Origin of the sequence: Sporosarcina beigongshangi, from assembly GCF_033485195.1 — a bacterium.
Classification (GTDB): domain Bacteria; phylum Bacillota; class Bacilli; order Bacillales_A; family Planococcaceae; genus Sporosarcina; species Sporosarcina beigongshangi.
Genome location: NZ_JAWLIR010000050.1, coordinates 1 through 19,746 on the forward strand (window position 1 = coordinate 1; position 19,746 = coordinate 19,746).

18 protein-coding genes and 1 pseudogene are annotated in these 19,746 nt (G+C 36.1%); 17 read left to right on the forward strand and 2 right to left on the reverse strand.

Annotation, left to right across the window (positions count from 1 at the left end):
* Positions 1–209 (reverse strand): transposase (locus R2B77_RS16255; protein WP_322555759.1); only part of this gene is annotated, 209 nt, incomplete at its 3' end.
* Positions 210–1,022: 813 nt separating this feature from the next.
* Positions 1,023–2,603, reverse strand: coding sequence for a PucR family transcriptional regulator (locus R2B77_RS16260; protein ID WP_203247263.1), 1,581 nt, complete (start codon positions 2,601–2,603; stop codon positions 1,023–1,025).
* 143 nt (positions 2,604–2,746) lie between these two features.
* On the opposite strand from R2B77_RS16260, the gene R2B77_RS16265 reads away from it, so the two are divergent.
* The 17 genes and pseudogenes from R2B77_RS16265 to R2B77_RS18005 all read left to right on the forward strand — a co-directional run bounded on the left by R2B77_RS16265 (position 2,747) and on the right by R2B77_RS18005 (position 19,467).
* The gene (locus tag R2B77_RS16265) at positions 2,747–3,931 is read left to right on the forward strand and encodes a M20 family metallopeptidase (protein ID WP_203247264.1); all 1,185 of its coding nucleotides are present in this window, start codon (positions 2,747–2,749) and stop codon (positions 3,929–3,931) included.
* Between the two features lie 431 nt (positions 3,932–4,362).
* Positions 4,363–4,578, forward strand: coding sequence for a hypothetical protein (locus R2B77_RS16270; protein ID WP_203247265.1), 216 nt, complete (start codon positions 4,363–4,365; stop codon positions 4,576–4,578).
* Between the two features lie 95 nt (positions 4,579–4,673).
* The gene (locus tag R2B77_RS16275) at positions 4,674–6,167 is read left to right on the forward strand and encodes an aldehyde dehydrogenase family protein (RefSeq protein WP_203247298.1); all 1,494 of its coding nucleotides are present in this window, start codon (positions 4,674–4,676) and stop codon (positions 6,165–6,167) included.
* 222 nt (positions 6,168–6,389) lie between these two features.
* Positions 6,390–7,391: a dihydroxyacetone kinase subunit DhaK gene (locus R2B77_RS16280; RefSeq protein WP_203247266.1), complete on the forward strand. Its 1,002-nt coding sequence runs from the start codon at positions 6,390–6,392 to the stop codon at positions 7,389–7,391.
* 18 nt (positions 7,392–7,409) lie between these two features.
* On the forward strand, positions 7,410–8,048 hold the full coding sequence (gene dhaL, locus R2B77_RS16285; protein WP_203247267.1) for a dihydroxyacetone kinase subunit DhaL: 639 nt from the start codon (positions 7,410–7,412) through the stop codon (positions 8,046–8,048).
* A gap of 139 nt (positions 8,049–8,187) precedes the next feature.
* The gene (locus tag R2B77_RS16290) at positions 8,188–9,723 is read left to right on the forward strand and encodes an FGGY-family carbohydrate kinase (protein WP_203247268.1); all 1,536 of its coding nucleotides are present in this window, start codon (positions 8,188–8,190) and stop codon (positions 9,721–9,723) included.
* Positions 9,724–9,945: 222 nt separating this feature from the next.
* Positions 9,946–10,992 carry an autoinducer 2 ABC transporter substrate-binding protein gene (locus tag R2B77_RS16295; RefSeq protein WP_203247269.1) on the forward strand — a complete coding sequence of 349 codons (1,047 nt, stop codon included), beginning with the start codon at positions 9,946–9,948 and terminating at the stop codon, positions 10,990–10,992.
* A gap of 194 nt (positions 10,993–11,186) precedes the next feature.
* A complete protein-coding gene (locus R2B77_RS16300) occupies positions 11,187–12,653 on the forward strand; it encodes a sugar ABC transporter ATP-binding protein (RefSeq protein ID WP_203247270.1) in 1,467 nt (488 codons plus the stop codon).
* Positions 12,654–12,688: 35 nt separating this feature from the next.
* Positions 12,689–13,687, forward strand: coding sequence for an ABC transporter permease (locus R2B77_RS16305; protein ID WP_203247271.1), 999 nt, complete (start codon positions 12,689–12,691; stop codon positions 13,685–13,687).
* An 18-nt stretch (positions 13,688–13,705) separates the two neighbouring features.
* A complete protein-coding gene (locus R2B77_RS16310) occupies positions 13,706–14,734 on the forward strand; it encodes an ABC transporter permease (protein ID WP_203247272.1) in 1,029 nt (342 codons plus the stop codon).
* A 112-nt stretch (positions 14,735–14,846) separates the two neighbouring features.
* A complete protein-coding gene (locus tag R2B77_RS16315) occupies positions 14,847–15,683 on the forward strand; it encodes a class II fructose-bisphosphate aldolase (protein WP_203247273.1) in 837 nt (278 codons plus the stop codon).
* A 21-nt stretch (positions 15,684–15,704) separates the two neighbouring features.
* The gene (locus tag R2B77_RS16320) at positions 15,705–16,400 is read left to right on the forward strand and encodes a triose-phosphate isomerase (protein WP_203247274.1); all 696 of its coding nucleotides are present in this window, start codon (positions 15,705–15,707) and stop codon (positions 16,398–16,400) included.
* Between the two features lie 3 nt (positions 16,401–16,403).
* Positions 16,404–16,916, forward strand: a complete 513-nt coding sequence (locus R2B77_RS16325; protein ID WP_203247275.1) for a YjbQ family protein — start codon at positions 16,404–16,406, stop codon at positions 16,914–16,916.
* A gap of 21 nt (positions 16,917–16,937) precedes the next feature.
* Positions 16,938–17,579 (forward strand): ribulose-phosphate 3-epimerase, encoded by a 642-nt coding sequence (gene rpe / locus R2B77_RS16330; protein ID WP_203247276.1) that lies wholly within the window; start codon positions 16,938–16,940, stop codon positions 17,577–17,579.
* A 636-nt stretch (positions 17,580–18,215) separates the two neighbouring features.
* Positions 18,216–18,431: pseudogene (locus R2B77_RS16335) on the forward strand (transposase); the annotation flags it as partial.
* A 208-nt stretch (positions 18,432–18,639) separates the two neighbouring features.
* Complete coding sequence (locus R2B77_RS16340; protein ID WP_203247278.1) at positions 18,640–19,017, forward strand: hypothetical protein; 378 nt, start codon at positions 18,640–18,642, stop codon at positions 19,015–19,017.
* Between the two features lie 162 nt (positions 19,018–19,179).
* The gene (locus R2B77_RS18005) at positions 19,180–19,467 is read left to right on the forward strand and encodes a transposase (protein ID WP_404830763.1); all 288 of its coding nucleotides are present in this window, start codon (positions 19,180–19,182) and stop codon (positions 19,465–19,467) included.
* Positions 19,468–19,746: the final 279 nt, after the last annotated feature.

Consider the following 19,746-nt stretch of genomic DNA (forward strand, 5'->3'; position numbering starts at 1 on the left):
TGAAGGCGAAGGTTTTCCTTTTGGATCTCCGCAATTTCAGCGGAAGTCAAACCCCCTCCATTTTCAATTGGGTAATGGGCTTTGATCCATTTATAGATTGTTACTTCAGATACACCATATTCACGGCTGAGATCACTCACAGATGTGCCAGACCTGTAGAGTTCGACGATTGTTTGTTTGAATTCCTGGTTATAACGTTTTTGCTTCATTCCGGACACGTCCTCTCTATTTATTAGGATAGAGACTTAACTAACTTGTGTCCATACATCTATACTAGCTCCAAATCAACCCAATCTTTAGGAGGTTCTTAACCCCATTTAAAGTTAGTAATTAGCATCGTATAAGACTAAGACTAAGACTAAGACTAAGACTAAGACTAAGACTAAGACTAAGACTAAGACTAAGACTAAGACATTAATTTTTATTGTGGCAAAAGGTGCTAGCTAGAGACAAGTAATCACGTTTTGTAGCTTACCCTATTTTATTTTATATTCATATGGACGTTAGACGGTTCTGGGTCGAAAAAAACCTTTTTATACAGTCAGAAAAGGAGTAAGCGTCAAATTTGACGCTTATTTTTATTCGGATCCGATAGATGGGGTGTTTAAGGCTTTTGGTGTTGTTTGAACTGATTCCCTTATATTAAATTTAAAATATCAATCGATGTACTGATGTTAGAAAGGGTGCTTGTGCATCGCGAAATCCGTAAACTATCATGGATTTCGTTGAATTTGTGTCTTGCACAGCCCCCTCATTCAAGTTCCAAACCCTGCCTATCGGTAAAACCCCCAATACACTTAGTGCCGCGTACCTGCGCAAGAAACTATCATGATTGTTTGTCGCACAGGTACCCTTCAATTACGCGTAAATAACTGAAAGTTCATGGTAATCAATATTCATGGTAGCCCATTTAAGATTGTAGATTTCCGTTCTAGGGTTGACTACATTCTTGCCGCGGCAAGCCCCGAACCCACCACTTCAATCTACAAATATATAGGTCTCGTTGTGGACAGACACTTATTCTAATACAGTTCATTAAAGTAGATGTAAGTAAATGCGATTTTGAGAAGAATAATTGTATTAAGTGAATCTAAATTGACATTTAGAAGTGATGAAATCGATTTTAATCGGTATCTAACAGTGTTCTTATGGATGAATAGCCTTTCTCCTGTCATTTCTACATTGAGATTACATTCAAAATAGAAATGTAATGTATTAAGTAGTTCAGTTTTGTGGTATTTATCATATTCAATAACTTTATGTAAGGTTTCTTTATATATATTTTGGGCTTCTTCAGTGGTTGATTCTGAAAACATGATTCTTTCAATATTTAAATGCTCAAAGTTTGAAAAAGTAATATGATTTTCTTGTAATCGATTTTCTTTTGAAATCCTCAGTGCTATCTTGGCCTCCCTTTGAGCCTTGGGAAGTTCTGGTAATGCATAAGGACGGCTAGCACCACAATTTATATTTATAGTCGGAAACTTTTTATCCAAGAAATTTAATAATTCTCTTTTTGTCAACTCGAAAATATCTTCTGGGATAATGATAATTAAGTTATTATCATAATTCTGCCCTATTAAAACCTTGTTTAAAACGAGATTCTGAATGGATTTAACTTGATTGATTAAACTCTTTTTGGAAATACCTTCATTATGTTCAATATTAATCAATAGCAGTCGATAATTATTTGCGATTTCGAAATCAAAGTAATTCATTTTGTTTTGGACATAGTGTTTAGTTTCAAACGAATTATTAATTAGTTCCAAAATGAAATCGTTTAGATGCCTTTGCTCAATAGTTTTAATTATATTTTGATTCTCGACCTCTAGATTTGCTATAATCGCAGCTTGTTCAACGGCTATTTTAATTTTCGGTGTTAGTTCAGCAGAGTCCGACCAAACAAATATACCACCTTCAAGACTATTTTTTTCATTAATCCATTTAATTGTAAATAGGGTTTGTTCGTATTTTACTATTTGAATTTGATTGCTTATTCCGTAAAAAGCAGTACTAATCAAATAGTCCAAGTTGATAGTGTGATTTGGTTGTTCGGGATAATCGATTCTCACATTCATTTTTTTGAAGTATATAGTTAACGGTATTTTAATGATGCTGTAGAGAACCTTTGCTAATTGATGAATATCACCTTTTTCTTTCATGTGGTTATGGAACTTCTCGTAAATAGTATTTAATTGGTGTATCTCATCATCTTTTGCTTTCGAAAGTGCATGGGTAATTTCCCATAAAAAATCTGACCAGGCTATCCCATTATTCAATTTAAGGATTGGGAAGTTATTCTTAATTGCATATAGTTGGACTTCTTTCGGCAAATAAGGAATATGTCTACCTATTTTAACCCCTAGCCCGAAACCCTTCCTATCAATCACCCCTTTTATAAACATATAAAATCTTTCTTCCCAATCATTCGTTCCTGAAGCGAAATAACCAGTTGTTAAAACGAAGTCTCCTTTTTTTATCCATTGATTTCCATCGGGCGAGTCTATAAATGTAATATTATTCATTCGATTTTTTAAAGGACAGGTAGTGAGTACTTCGGATTCCTTAAGAAAATTCAACTCCATTAGTTCTTTAAATAGCATCATTCTTACCTCCTTAGATAAAAGTATAATTAAACGATTATTATTTTGTATACAAGTCTAATTGTAAATGATTTATAGTCATCTTAACAGATAAATAAACTTAATAGTTAGTTTTGTCTGAAGGTTCAGGAGGTAGGACTAGTGTGAGTACTCAAAGAATGGTTGAACTTTTACAAAGGATGGTGAAGGTTAACACTGTTAATCCTCCAGGTGATGAACATAAGTTAGCCAAATTAATTTACGATACTCTTTCGGTTAGTGGTCTGGAATGTCAGTTGCATCAGGTAGATGAAAATCGATCAAACATTGTTGTAACATTAAAAGGAAAAGATTCAACACTAAAAAAAATATATTTTAACGGCCATTTAGATACCGTACCAATCGGTGAACAGCCTTGGACTTTTAATCCATTCGAGGCTGAAATAAAGGATGGACGAATGTATGGAAGAGGAACGACAGACATGAAAGGCGGAGTTGCTGCCATCCTTGAAACGATGCTGATTCTACAAGAAAATAAATTTTCTTTAGAACAGGATGTCGTTTTTGTCGGAACAGTCGGGGAAGAAGTGGATTGTCTTGGGGCTCGAGCAGCGATTGAAACAGGATTAATCGAAAATCCTGGAGCAATTCTGATTGCTGAACCAAGTAGTATGGATCTATATATTGCCCATAAAGGTGCTTTATGGCTTGAAATTAGAACCTTCGGCAAAACGGCACACGGTTCGATGCCGGATGAAGGAACTAATGCGATTGATTCAATGATGTATATTCTGGAAGAACTTAAAAATTTTAAGTTAGATGAAGTTGATGATTTGTTAGGAGTTATGAGCCAAAGTACTAATACAATTCAAGGAGGTGTTGCTACAAATGTAGTTCCCGATTATTGCACATTAAATCTAGATTTTCGTACAATCTCAGCATCTCAAAACTCCAAAATTTTAAATGAACTTGACATTATTATAGCTAAACTTACAGATACCAAAGTTGAATTTCAAGCTAATTATGTTGTTCTTCAAAATCTTGAGCCCTTAAAAAATAATAATGAAAGCGCTTTAATAAAAAAACTTCAACTTACGAATCAAGAGATGAATCAAAAAGGTGCACATAGTCAAAGTGCTAACTATTACACCGATGGCTCAGTATTTAGAAAGCATTTTGATTGTCCAATATTGATTTGCGGAGCGGGTGACCCGACCCAAGCTCATCAGCCAGATGAATCGATTTTAATCAGTAAGCTAGAAAAATCAGTCGAGTTTTATCTTCGTGTAGTAGAAACATATCAAGAGTTTAATAAAATAAATGATTGGGAGATGAAAATCAATAAGTGAACAGAACGTTAAGGAATTTATGAAAAAGACGACACTTTATACTGGATCAGGAAGTCTAAAGTTTTTGAAAGATGCTATCGCTAAGTATGGGATAGTCTTCTGGGAATTCAAGAAAAATCAAAGACATTCAATGAGATAAAACCGAACCCAAGCGTAAACGCCATGAACGCTATTTATGAAAAGCATAAGGATGATGGGATTCAAAATATTATTGCTGTGAGTGGCGGTAGAGTTGTTGAATCAGCCAAATCTTTGTCCATCCTTTTTCAAATGGTGGTCTTGGACTAGTCTACGGAATTGGAGCACAATATGATGCTTCGCATTAAATTGTAAACGCTATTTTGCTTCCATAGGTCTTGGAATATAATTGGATTTCAAATTCTGAAAAGCTCTCAGATATCGCTCAGGCACTCTGAGTGAACACTCGGGGAATGTCTGTCGAAGATGTGGCGAAAGCTGGTGTGAAAAGGGTGAAGGAATTAACGAAAGAAGTAGGGAGACCAGAATATTTGAGCGAGATCGGTGTGAAAGAGGAAGGTATTGGAGTATTGACGGATATAGCATTTAACGATGACTTATATTTGGAAGCAAATCCACGATGTGCATCAAGAAGGGACATTGAAATAATATTGACGAAAGCGATATGATTTGAATATCACAACAACCAATAAACAATTTCTACTGTCCTGTGGAAAGAGAAAATAGTGGGTAACTTGAATTGATAAAAAAAGGAGAGGTTCTAATGAACACTGTGCAAAACATAGAAACAATACAACTTTCTAAGGTCGTATCGGATTTTTTGAACGAAGAAAAAAAGTTGTTTATAGGTGGGGAGTTTGTTTCTTCATCCTCAAATAATACATTTCAAACATTAAACCCTGCAAATAATGAAGTATTGGCGGAAATCCATGAGGCTTCAGAGGAAGATGTAAACAGTGCCGTTCAAGCAGCAAAAGACGCATTTGAAAATGGTCAATGGTCTACAATGACACCGCTTGAACGTGGCGATTTGATTTATAAACTTGCAATCCTTATCGATGAACATAAACAATACATTGCGGAGATTGATAGTTTGGATAATGGGAAACCGCTTGCAGAACTTTTGGAAAATGATTTGCCAAATGCCATCGGCCAATTTAAATACTTTAGTGGATGGGCAAGTAAGTTAATGGGTCAACATATTCCGGTTAATGGGGATTTTTTAAATTATACTCGTCATGAACCTATTGGTGTTGTAGGCCAAATCATACCTTGGAATTTTCCTTTTATGATGGCTGCTTGGAAAATTGCACCGGCTCTTGCAGCTGGTTGTACAATTATCCTAAAATCAGCGGAGCAGACTCCATTATCGGCACTTTATTTGGCGAAATTAGTTCAAGAAGCTGGATTTCCTAAAGGAGTCATTAATATTGTCAGTGGTCACGGAGAAACAACTGGTGCAGCTCTTGTGAAACATCCCTTAGTTAACAAAATTGCGTTTACAGGCTCTACAGAGGTAGGAAAGATTATTATGAAAGAAGCGGCAAATACGATGAAACGAGTTACTCTTGAACTTGGAGGGAAATCACCGAATATTATATTGAAAGATGCGGACTTAGATAAGGCTGCGGAAGGAGTATTTGCCGGTATTATGTACAACCAAGGGGAGGTCTGTAGTGCGGGATCTAGAGCTTATGTACATTCAAGCATTTATGAAGAGTTTGTGGATAGATTAGTCAATCTCGCAAAGAAGGTGAAATTAGGTACAGGATTACAATCAGGTATTACTATGGGGCCACTTGTTTCAGAAGAACAAAAGGAACGGGTGATAAATTACATTGAGATTGGAAAATCGGAAGGTGCTAAACTGGTCTATGGAGGAGGAGCATCAGAACAAGGATGCTTTGTAGAACCCACAATTTTCGGGGATGTCGAAGACGATATGCGAATTTCTAGGGAAGAAATTTTTGGACCAGTACTAGTTGTCTCGAAATTTGAAAATGAACTTGAAGTTGTTGAAAGGGCAAATGATTCCGAATATGGACTGGGGGCAGGGGTTTGGACAGAAAATATTACAAAGGCCCATAAGATTGCGAATAAGTTGAAATCGGGTTCTATTTGGATTAACTGCTACAATGCTACTGATCCGGCATCCCCTTTTGGCGGATTCAAAAATTCAGGTTTTGGTAGGGAAATGGGATCCTATGCTTTGGAGAATTATACAGAAGTTAAAAGTATATGGGTCAACTTAAATTGAAAAACATGTAGATAGTATTTTTGTGAACTATTTTTGAAGGTGAGTGAAACATCTATTTACTATGTATTCGGAGTAAAGTAATTGATATTGCAAATACAATTGGTTTATGATGATCTTCTTTGTTTCGTTGATATGCTAAATGAAACTTTGTATACCATGCCTATAAAGATTAGTAAATAAACTAACATATATGGAGTGATAATGTTGGAGGAAAAGTATGTAATGAAGAAATTTATTAATGACCCTTACAAAGTCGTCGATGAAATGTTAGAAGGCTTATTACTAGCTCATTCCGATAAATTAAAAAGTGTTCGTGAGGATAATCGTTCATTAACAAGAAAAAGTTCTCCTACTAAAAACAAAGTAGGGATTGTCACAGGTGGAGGTACAGGACATTTACCATTATTTCTTGGATATGTTGGTGAAGGAATGTTAGATGGGGTAGCTGTAGGCGATGTTTTTCAATCTCCAAGTGCCCAGCAAATATTAGATACAATTAAGGCAGTAGATGGTGGAGTCGGTGTATTGGCGTTATATGGTAATTACGGTGGAGATGTGATGAATTTCGGTATGGCTACGGACTTAGCTGATATGGAAGAAATTAAAGTGGAGAATGTTGTCGCAACTGATGATGTAGCATCTTATCCAAAAGGGGGAGAAGACAAGCGGCGTGGTGTAGCGGGGATGTTTTTCATATATAAAGTTGCTGCAGCGAAAGCAGAAAGATTTTCTACTTTGGAAGAGGTTAAGGATATTGCTATAAAGGCAAATAATAATGTACGTACAATGGGAATAGCGTTAACTCCGTGCATACTTCCAGCGGTCGGTAAACCAACGTTTAGAATAAGGGATGGCGAAATGGAGCTTGGAATTGGTATACATGGGGAGCCAGGTATACAAACAGGTAAAATTGAAACAGCAGATATTGTTGCTGAAAAAATTATAACTTCTATCTTGGAGGATTTGGATATACCTGCTGGAAGTGAAGTTGCAGTTCTAATTAACGGCTTGGGTTCTACTCCGCTAGAAGAGCAGTATATTATTTATCGTAAAGTATATAAGGTATTGGAAGAAAAAGATGTGAAAATTTATCGGAACTATATAGGCGAGTATGCCACTTCCTTCGAAATGGTCGGTTTATCAATTTCTGTATTTAAGCTAAATGAAGAATTTAAAGAACTAATGGATGATCCATTTGAAACACCATTTTTCATTCAAAAGTAAATGGAAAGGGTTGAAGTGATGGAACGTGAATTGACGATTAAAGATATAATTGGTATTTTCGGTGACGTCAGCCTAATAATGGATGAAAATAAGGATTATTTATGTGAATTAGATGGAGCAATTGGCGATGGAGATATTGGTTTGACCATGTCTCGAGGGTTCCGATCTATAAAGGAATATGCAGATAATGAAGAGTTTGTTGATGTAGGTAGTCTATTATTACGAAGCGGAATGACATTAGCAGACAGTGCGCCATCAACAATGGGGACACTTTTTGCCTCAGGGTTTATAAAAGCAGGGAAGGCATTAAAAGGTAAAACAGAATTAAATTTAGAGGGCTTCCGGGATATGTTAAAGGAAATCGAGGTAGGAATAATGGATAGAGGAAAGGCGAAAGTAGGCGATAAGACAATATTGGATTCGCTTTCACCCGCCACAATATCGTTGGAACAATCTATTAACAATAAAGAAAGAATGAATGAAGCAATTGAAAAAGCTTATAATGCAGCGGTAAAAGGAATGAACGATACAGTAAATATGCAATCCCAACATGGTAGGGCAGGTAGATATTTGGAACAATCAATTGGGAAAATCGATCCCGGTGCAACAGTCGGTGCATTATTTTATAAAGGAATATATGAATATATCAGTAAGTGATTCTAAGAGAAAACAAAACATGAAAAAAGTATTGAAATTATAAGTTAATCTAGCGTCAACCAAATTAATTGAAAGCGATTACAATACATTGAAGTAGTTTAGAGTTTTGGAATATAAGAATTAATAAGAGGTGAGTTAAATGGCTTATGTACTGGGGATTGATATAGGTACATATGAATCAAAAGGTGTACTTGTAGATAGTGAAGGGAAAATTATTGTCACAAAGTCAGTTCCTCATAAGTTAGAAGTACCTCGTCCAGGCTGGGCTGAACATGATGCTGAAAATGTATGGTGGAATGATTTTAAACTATTAAGTAATTCCATTATAAAAGAAGCAAAACTAAGCTATAGCATTGATTCAATGGAAATTCAGGCTGTTGGTGTCAGTGCTATTGCCCCGGCAGTTGTGCCAATAGATAAAAAAGGTATTCCACTTAGAAAGGCAATTCTATATGGTGTAGATACACGAGCCGATAAAGAAATAGAACTGCTTAATGATGAGATTGGTGAAGATGTAATTTTTGAAAAAGGTGGCCAATATCTTTCTTCTCAATCATCTGGTCCAAAAATTCTTTGGATTCAAAGAAATGAACCAGAAGTTTATGAGAAAACTTATAAATTTTTATGTGGATCGGGTTATGTGGCATATAAACTTACGAATGAGTTCATTATCGACCGTTACACTGCTGCATCTTATTCACCCCTATTTAATATAAATAATTTATCTTGGGATGATGAAATAGTACCGAAAATAACAGAGGCAGATAAACTGCCAAACTTGGCATGGAGCCATGAAATTATTGGGGAAGTTACTAAGGAAGCAGCACTGGAAACAGGATTAACGCAAGGAACCAAGGTAATCGCTGGAACGGCTGATGCGTTATCGGAATCAATTAGTGTTGGAGCCATTCACCCGGGTGATTTAATGTTAATGTATGGTAGTTCTACTTTCTTTATTAATATTGTGGATTCTCTTCAAAACACACGTAGCTTCTGGCCAAATATACATGCGGTAGAAGGGTTATATACAATAACAGGCGGTACATCTACAGCAGGCTCTTTAACAAGATGGTATTTAGACAAATTAATGCTTCCATTTATGGATCAAAGTGAAATGAAAAAGATGGATACGTCTGACCTATATACTTATATAACAAAAGAAGCTTTAAAGAGTCCAGTAGGTTCTAATGGACTAATAACACTTCCTTATTTTAGTGGAGAAAGAACCCCGATACATCATGCAAATGCTAAAGGGATGATATTTGGACTAACCTTGCAACATACGAAGGAAGATATATATAGATCTATTATTGAAGGGATTGCCTTTTCTATACGTCACAATATTGATGAAATGAAAAAGTTAAATACATCAATAAAAAGAGCGGTAATAGTTGGTGGGGGTGTAAAAAGCGATTTATGGGTACAAAGCGTTAGTGATATATGTAATATGAGTCAAAACGTACCAAATGTAACGATAGGTGCAGCTTATGGAAATGCATTTTTATGTGCGATGGCATTAGGTTGGCATTTCGAACTGAAAGATGTTGATACATGGGTTGAACTGGATTACAAAGTAGAACCAAAGAAAGAAAATTGTGAAGTGTTGGAACGTAATTATAATATATATAGAAAACTTTATGAAAATAATAAAATGTTGATGAATGAAATTAACTGAATATAAACAAATGTACAGTAATTAAAGAGACTAATATCAAGACTGTTTCTATAACAAAGGGAATTAGTATTGAACACTGTAATTAACGATAATTTGGCTTTGATAGACAAAATATATATTTTACTTTTTTAGTTTAATAATTGGAGAGGGTGATCATTATGTAAAGCATGACAGTTTAATATAAAGTCACTAAAAAATAATTAATAATAAGGGGAGATATTTGTGAAAAAGAATAAGTTACTTTTTATCGGTTTTATACTGGCGGTATTGTCTGCTTTACTTATTGGATGTAGTCCGGATGAATCACCTCCAACAAAAGAAGGTGCAGATGATGGTACAGCTAAAGATACTGCTGAGAAATACAAGATTGCTACAGTTGTAAAGTTAACAGGTGTTGGTTGGTTTGACCGTATGGGAGTAGGTGTTGAAAGATTTGCTGAAGACACTGGTCATGATGCATTTCAGCAAGGGCCACAAGAAGCAGATGCTGCATTGCAGGTTCAAATTATAGAAGATTTAATTGCACAACAGGTAGACGCAATTACAGTTGTTCCGTTTTCAGCTGAGTCTTTGGAACCGGTATTAAAGAAAGCAAGAGATGCTGGCATTGTCGTTATTACTCATGAAGCAGATGGAATGGAAAACGTCGATTATAATATTGAAGCATTTAATAATTCAGACTACGGGGTATTCTTAATGGATAGCCTTGCCGAAGCTATGGGTGAAGAAGGCGAATACATGACTGCTGTAGGTAGTTTAACATCTAATTCGCATATGGCGTGGGAGGAAGCGGCTTATAACAGACAACAGGAAGCTTATCCAAACATGATTGCAATTGAAAGACAAGTTGAAACAAATGATGACTTACAAACAGCAAGCGCAAGATTTAGAGAAGTATTAAAGACACATCCAAACTTAAAAGGATATCAAGGTTCATCATCCAATGATGCACCTGGGGCATCATTGGCTATTGAAGAACTTGGACTTGAAGGTCAAATTCATGTTGTTGGAACGAGTGTACCATCTGTAAGTGGGCAATATATTGAAAATGGTTCTATGCATGCAATTACCTTCTGGGATCCGGCGGATGCTGGTTACGTGATGAATAAATTGGCTGTTATGATTCTTGATGGAAAAAAAGATGAAATTAAAGAGGGACTGGATCTTGGTATTCCAGGATATGAAAATCTAATTGTAGATGGAAAGTATTTATATGGTAATGCACCAGTAAAAGTTGATAAAAACAATCTTGATAAATATGATTTTTAACAATAGAAGTTAAATCGATTTAGGCTAATTAAAAGAATTCGACATGTTTAATGATTTGTTTGGGAGGAGAGGTGATTGTAAATACTTTTCCTCTTTATGAAGTCTTAACAAGTCAAGAAATATGAATCAAATTAGACCCAAGTATAGGCATTGATTACAGTAAATATTTTATTTGAGAGGAAGGTGTTATTCTCTTGGACCCATTAATTCAGATGAGAGATATAAGCAAGAACTTTGGTGGTGTCAAAGCACTTAAAAATGTGGATTTAACTATATATCCTGGGGAAATTCATTGTCTAGCCGGAGAAAATGGGTGTGGGAAATCAACATTAATTAAAGTATTGTCGGGAGTACATATACCTGATGATGGTGAAATGCATATAAATCAGAAGCAATATAATAAATTAAACACGAAGGAATCAATACTTGAAGGAATTCAAGTAATATATCAAGACTTTTCAATATTTCCAAATTTAACCGTGACAGAAAACCTTGCTTTAGGCTATGAGATGTCGAACAACAAAAAAATAGTAAATTGGAAAAGGTTTCGCAAAATAGCGAAGCAAGCTTTAGAAACTATAAACGTAGAGATTGATATTAATGAAAAAGTGGAAAATCTATCTGTAGCGGATAAACAGCTAATCGCAATCGCAAGATCTCTCCTTTATAATGCGAAATTGATTGTAATGGATGAGCCAACTACTGCATTAACGAGTAAAGAGGTTCAATCACTTTTTCGTGTGATAACAAACTTAAAAAATGAAGGGATTTCAGTACTATTCGTTAGTCATAAATTAGAAGAAATATTTGAAATTGCTGAACGTGTAACCATTTTAAGAAACGGTGAAAATGTTACTGAAAAATTGGTGAAAGATTTAGATACAAACAAAATGATCTATTATATGACTGGTAGAGAGATTAAAGAAACAATATACAAATCATCATTTAATAAGGACAGTAAACCACTTCTTAAACTACACGATTTTGGGTTGAAGCAAATGTTTGCTGGTATTAATTTAGAGGTCTATCCTGGAGACATTATTGGGATTACAGGAACATTAGGATCTGGAAGAACTGAATTAGCAGAGGCTCTTTTCGGAATTACTCCTTCAGACTCTGGAAGTATGAAAATTAATGGTGAAGAGGTAACTATTGGAAATCCTAGGCAAGCCATAAAAAGGAGAATTGTCTATGTTCCAGAGGATCGTTTGACAAAAGGTTTGTTTTTGGAACAATCGATTGAACGAAATATTGTTGTTTCAACAATTGGAAATTTGTTAAAGGGTTTTAAAGTTATTGATGATAAAAAAGTAAAAGAATCTGTAAATCATTGGATTGAAAATTTGGGAATTGTTGCAAAGTATCCAAAAAGAAATGTTAGTGTATTATCTGGAGGTAATCAGCAAAAGGTTGTCTTATCAAAATGGTTGGCGAGTGAGCCGCAAATATTAATATTAAATAGTCCTACTGTAGGTGTTGATATTGGTTCAAAAGAAGAAATACATGATGTTATTAAAGAGCAAGCGATAAAAGGTATGGGCGTAATTGTAATTTCAGATGATATCCCTGAACTTAAACAAAATTGTAATAAAATAATAACGATGGACAAAGGAAGAATAATTTCAATAGATAATACAAATGACTTTTCCATAAGTAGATAGTTTATTAATATATTTTTACTGAAAGTTGGTGGAGTATGAAACAGCTATTAAAAAGCAATGAATTTTATATAACTATCGTAGTTATACTACTTATTCTTTTTATTGGAAGCCAAAACAGTACTTTCTTTTCAATGAATAATTGGTTTGACTTAATTCGTGGAGGTATTGTGCCAGGAATCTTCGTGATTGGTACATTAATCGTCTTAATTTCTGGGGGGATAGATATCTCCTTTCCAGCGATTGCAGCATTTAGTATGTATACAACATCTTCTATACTAACTGATATGGATTATGAAGGACCTGTTATATTAGCATTTGTTATGGGAGCGCTGATCGGATTATTGCTAGGGTTTATTAACTCTATATTCATTGCATTTTTTAATTTACCCACACTTATTGTTACTTTGGGAACCGCATCTCTTTATAGCGGATTTTTACTGACATTTATAAATAAAGGTCAAATTACAAGATTGCCACAATCGATGATTGATCTTTCAAAGTCTAGAATTATTGAAGTATCTACCGATTTTGGGCTTATCGGTATTCCGACTGTTTTCTTAATTACAGTGGCGGTAGTTATTTTGGGATGGTATTTACTAAAATATACGATGATAGGAAGATCTATTTATGCATTAGGAGGAGATGAGGTTTCTGCTGAACGAATGGGGATTTCACCGAGAAGGATAAAAATATTTGTATATTCTTTTGTTGGTATGTTGGCTGGAGTAGCTGGTATCATTCACACAATTATGAGTCGAACCGCTAATGGTACGGATCTTCTTGGTGGAGAATTATTAATTATTGCAGCAGTCGTATTGGGCGGAGCTAGAATTACGGGTGGACATGGGACTGTTTTTGGTTCATTTGTGGCGTTATTATTAATTTTAATTATCGAAAATAGCCTTATTTTATTAGGAATACCTTCTTATTGGCAACGATTTGTTATCGGTGCACTTATTTTGATGGGAACTGGAATTACAGCAATTCAGGTGAAAAAGTCACTTGTAAAGAGAAATCCAATTATGGCGGATTGATGCAAAGGGGTGTAAAGATTGCCAGACTTAATAAAAACGAATAAAAATAAAAAAGTATTAAATATTAATAAAGATTTTATTGATAGGTACGGAGATTTAACCTTATTGTTTTTTATTATGCTAGGTGTTTTTATTGTTATGACCATTATGAATCCTAGTGTGTTTTTGTCTAAAGGAATGATGCTTTCGATATCCTATCAATTTCCTATTTTAGGATTGTTTACACTAGCTATGATGTTTTCCATGGTTTCTGGTGGAATTGATTTATCCATCGTTAGTACGGCTAACTTATCAGCCATTATAGCGTCGATGGTGATGGTTCATTTAGTACCTGTAGGTGCGACTATGGCTACATCTATACCTTATATTCTATTAGGTATTATTTGTGCATTATTGATAGGTATACTCGCCGGGCTTATTAATGGATTACTGGTCGCAGTTGTTGGTATTCCAGCTATAATTGTTACCTTAGGAACGATGCAGCTGTTTATGGGAATAGCTTTAGTTCTTACAAAAGGGAAATCGATTGTAGGCTTACCAGATACCTTTTCGCTTGTCGGTGGTGGAACTGTCTTTGGGCTTCCATTTCCTTTGATTGTCTTTATTGTATTTGTTGTGTTTTCATATTTTATTTTAAACTTAAGGGACTACGGTTTAAAACTTCAGATGGCTGGTTCTAACTCAATCGCTTCAAAGTTTTCTGGATTAAACGTTACATCTACTACAATAAAGGCATACATAATAAGTGCTTCACTTGCCTCTATTGCAGGTCTTTTGATGGCATCAGCTGCTAACTCTGCAAAAGCTGATTTCGGAACGAGTTATATTCTACAAGCTATCTTGGTTGCTGTAATGGGTGGGGTTAACCCTTATGGTGGAAAAGGAAAAGTAGCTGGTGTTGTAATGGCAGTCATTACAATGCAAGTTTTATCGAGTGGACTAGGAATGCTAAAAGTAAGTAACTTTTTCAAAGACTTTATGTGGGGAGCAATATTAATAATCGTGTTACTAGCAAACTATTTTTATAACAAAAAAATAACGAGTTAATCTGTCTTGTACGTTTAAATGAAAATGATATTGGAGATTCAGGTGATAATGGTCAGCATAGTAGGAAAACATTGCTGTTAGTGTCACTTAAATTCAAGAGGAGTGTGAAGGAATGTTAGTGACATCTAAGGAATTATTTAAAATTGCACAGCGGAAGAAGTTTGCAATCCCTGCTGTTAACTTTGTAGATCAGTACACATTACGTTCTTATATTGCTGTGGCAGAAAAGCTCAATGTTCCGCTAATTGTTTCATTTGCGCAAGCGCATCATGAGTTGATGGATATAGAGGAAGCGGCAATGCTTGGGAAATATTATGCGAAGCAAGCGAAAGTCCCGGTAGTCCTCCATTTGGATCACGGCGAGGATGTAGAATTTGTCAAAAGGGCAGTAGATTTAGGTTTCGCATCCGTAATGATAGATGCTTCTCAGGATTCATTTGAAGAGAATGTAAGAAAAACAAAGGAAGTCATTTCCTATGCACATGCCAAAGGTGTTGTTGTTGAAGCTGAGATTGGACATGTCGGATCAGGTGATAATTATGAAAACCATGAACGCAGTGATTCTACATATACAACAGTTGAAGAGGCGAAGAGTTTTTATCAGGAAACAAACGTAGATTCCCTAGCGATTTCTATAGGTACTGCTCATGGCACCTACGTGGGCTTGCCAGAAATAAATTTTGAAAGATTACATGACATATCGGAGGTTGTACAGGTACCGCTGGTATTGCATGGTGGTTCTTCCACTGGAGATGCTAATCTTGCGCGTTGTGCGTCAAGTGGAATTGTGAAGATTAATATTTTTACAGATATTATAAACAATTCAATTAAGGATCTATCGACTGATGGAAAGAGTTATTTTGATATCCATCAGCAAATGCGCAATGGTATGGAGGAGTGTTTAACTCATTACTTTCATATATTTAAGACAATGACAGTTACATTATAATCTGAAGGGACTGACCTAGCTTTGCGAGAAAAAAAAATAACGAATCCATTTTTTGTGGTTAATCCGAAGAGCTTTCTATATGGCGAATCCTTGATGGAATTAGCACTTCACGCCAATGAATTGGCAAAGTCCAATCCGATTGATATTTTGTTTACTGCACCGCAAACAGAATTAGCTAATATCGTACGGAAATGTCCAGATTTAATTGTCACCGCACAGCATATGGATGATATTCAACCAGGCGATACGATGGGGAAAGTGTTAATAGAGTCTCTTGTACACATCGGTGTTCAAGCAGTTGTGTTGAATCATGCTGACCATCCACTAGCGATTTCTACACTTTCTAATACCATTCTTCGAGCAAAGGATGTGGGAATACAAACCATTGTCTGCGTGGACTCCATTCAGGAGGGGCAGGCTGTAGCGATGCTTCATCCTGACATCATATTGGCAGAGCCTACAGAGTTAATTGGTCAAGCGCAAATCAGTAGCCGTGACTATGTCACTTCTACAATTGAAAGTATTAAAAAAGTTAACCCAGATGTCCTGGTAGAACAGGGAGCTGGAATTCGATCGGAAAACGATGTAGTGGAATTGCTGCAATTGGGAGCAGATGGTGTAGGCGTAACGAGTGGAATTGTGAAGGCCGAGGATCCAGTAGGTATGATGAGAAAGATGATTCAGGCTGTTGCAACATTTAAAAAGGAGAGGAAGTAGAAGATGGCGGTTTATTCTGCAAAACTAAATCTTACCTCACATGGAAACCGGGTAACTTATCATGAAATTACAGAGCAGGTGAGACAACACGTAAAAGAAAGTGGTATTAAGGAAGGAATTTGCGTTGTGGCATCGCCGCATACAACATGCTCGGTGATTTTTGAAGAGCTATCCTATGATAATGACTATTATGGCTATGAATATTTACAGCTTGATTTAAATAAGATTCTGGATGGTCTTATACCAGAATGCAAAACGGAAGGCCAGTACCATCATCCAGGTCCGGAACATATACGAGTTGGACTGGAGGATTTTAAAGGGGAAATCAGTCCAGAAGCATATACTATGCTAAATACTGACGCACATTTGAAAAGCACCTTGCTAGGTACAAGTGAAACCTTTGTCATTGATAACGGAGAAATGCAAATTGGTTTGGTGGGATATATTTATTTCATTGACTTTGATCGGCTACGTGTTCGAAACCGTACGTGCCATATTAAAATAATTGGTGAATAAACAGGAGAGCAGGTGCTATATATGTTCATATCTCCCTCCATTTTGAACGCGGATTATTTAAATTTAGAAAGTGATATCAAACAGTTGGAAAATGCCGGAGCGGATGCTATCCATATCGACATCATGGATGGCAGATTTGTTGAACCTACAACATGGGGGGCTACAACAGTCTCTGCTATTCGTAAAATAACAGCCTTGCCATTGGAGATTCATCTGATGATTGATGAACCTGAGCGCAGCATAAATGAATATGTAGAGACGGGTGCAGATGTTATTATGATTCATCCGGAAAGTACAGTATTCTTAAGGAAAACCTTACTAGCTATCAAGCAGGCAAACAGGAAGGCAGGGATTGCTTTGAAGCTGGAAACGCGGGTCGATGTCATCCTTCATTGTTTAGATTTGCTGGATGTTGTACTCTTGTTGACATGTGATGAAGGATTTGGAGGACAGCCCTTTCATACTATGGCCCTAAATAAAATATCTCAAGTAGCCAAGCTGCGCGAAGTTCATCAATTGGATTATTCCATTGAAGTGGATGGGGGAATTGGTTTGGAAACTGGAAAACTATGTAAGACCGCCGGCGCAGACATCCTTGTTTCTGGATCATATATATTTAATCAAGATAAGACCAAAGCGATTCATTCATTAAAAAACATATAACTAATTTGTACCAAGGATTCAGGAGCAATTTAAACTACTTCACTTATCAGAAATGTAAGCGTCAAATAGGTTCTTTCCACCGTTGGTTGAATTGGTGATGTATTCTGTTATAACGGGGTGAAAAGAATGTAGGAGCTTTTTGGAAGAACTTATCACATTACTTGACGAAAACTTGATTTGTACAGGCACGATATATCTCCAGATTTCATTTATTTCTTTGTGAAATCTACTCGAAAAGAATGTGCGTGCCCTTCCTGTCAAAGTGTATCTTCTCAAGTCCACTCCTCTCTATAGCCGAAACTTCCGAGATTTACCTATTCGAGATAAAAAGGTAGTTATTACGCTATCTAATCGAAAAATGTTTTGTGATAATCCGTCATGCCCTCGGACGACATTTGCCGAATCTTTTTCTTTTATAGACAATATAGCGAAGAAAACCAACCGATTGAAAGAAACAATTTTGGAAGTATCACTGACAAAAAGTTCTGTCTCTGCTGCAGTTTATCTATTGAAACACGTAGTCGACGTTAAAAAGAGTACAATCAGTAATTATCAAAAAAAGCATGCTCGTAATAAATAAAGAGGATATTGAAGCTATTTGTATAGATGATTTTGCAATGAAAAAAAAGAAAGGGTTACGGTACCATCATGATGAACCTAGCTGATGGTCGGGTCATTGATCTCATAGAATCAAGGGTGAAAGAAGACGTAGTTAGCTGGCTTTCTCTTTTTCCCAATATAAAATATGTCTCAAGAGATGGCTCTCTTACCTATGCCGCTGCGATTCGTGAAGCCCATCCCGAAGCCCACCATATCAGTGATCGATTTCACTTAGTGAAAAATTTGACGTAAGCACTCTCTGTATGTATAGTATTTTAGCTGGGTGAATTGTCATTCCATTAACCAAGGAACAGAATGCGATGAACGAACTGTTACGAGTAAACTTTCACGACGTACTAAAATCCTTTGGGTCAAGTCCTTAGCGTCCCAGGGCCTCACTAAGCAAGATATCCGAACACAAACGGAATGCAGCCTCCAAACTATTCAAAAATACATTAGAATGCGAGAAGGGGAAATCCCAGAAGATTCAGAGGATCAACGTGGTCGTGAACATAATGAAGAAATCCAGAGGATTATGGATAAAGTCAAAGAAGTGAAAGCTTTACACGAAAAAGGTTATAGTATTAGAAAAATAACTAATGAAACAGGCTATACAAAACGCACAATAAAAAATTATTTATCGCCCAATTTCAATCCTATCCATGGTCAATATGGTGTACGGCGCCCCGGAAAATTGTCCCCTTTTAGAAATGAAGTAATTGCCTTGCGCTCGAAAGGAACAACTTATAAAGAGATCCATACTTCCATCTGTAAAAAAGGATATACAGGATTAGAAGCTGCGATTAGGCAATTCATAGCGAAAGAAAAAAGGTTATAAGGTGATCCGGAAGACGACGTCACCGCTGGTTCCACGGAGATTGTGGAAAGAAAATGGCTTGTAAAGTTACTCTACAAGCCAATAGATAAAGTGAAAGCAATTTCCCTTGAACAAGTAAAAAACGTTGTTCAGAAGTATCCATTAGTCGGCACATAACTTTGCTTGGTTTGGCGCTTTAAGGAGATTCTTCATTCGGGAGATAAAGAGTTGTTACATACATGGATTTCAGAGGCCGCAGCCCTCGAATTAAATGAATTGACTAGTTTTCTCGATGGTATTAAAAAGGATTTAGATACGGTTGAAAATGCATGTACTCTACCCTATAACAACGGATTAGCTGAGGGTAGCATAAATAAGTTGAAAACCATCAAACGCATCATATATGGCAGAAACAGTTTTGAACTTCTACGGAATAAACTATTATTGCTTGAATCTCGTAAATTCAACTAACTGTGGAAAGAACCGTTAAATAGCGCCCCCCTGAAAGATAGGTGGGCGCTATTTAACGACGCTTACGATAATGTAGTGATGATCTCGCATAGCCCTATACAATACATTCAATGGGGAATAGGCATGTGAAGATTTAAGGTAAGTAGGAATTTCTACAATATCATGAAAAAAATATAAATGTGAAAAGACATCAACTTTGTTAATCTATTGTTAAGGAAATGTTGATTCCCACTAGTGTATTTGCGGGGGGGGGGGGGGGGGGGTTTAATTTTTTTTAAC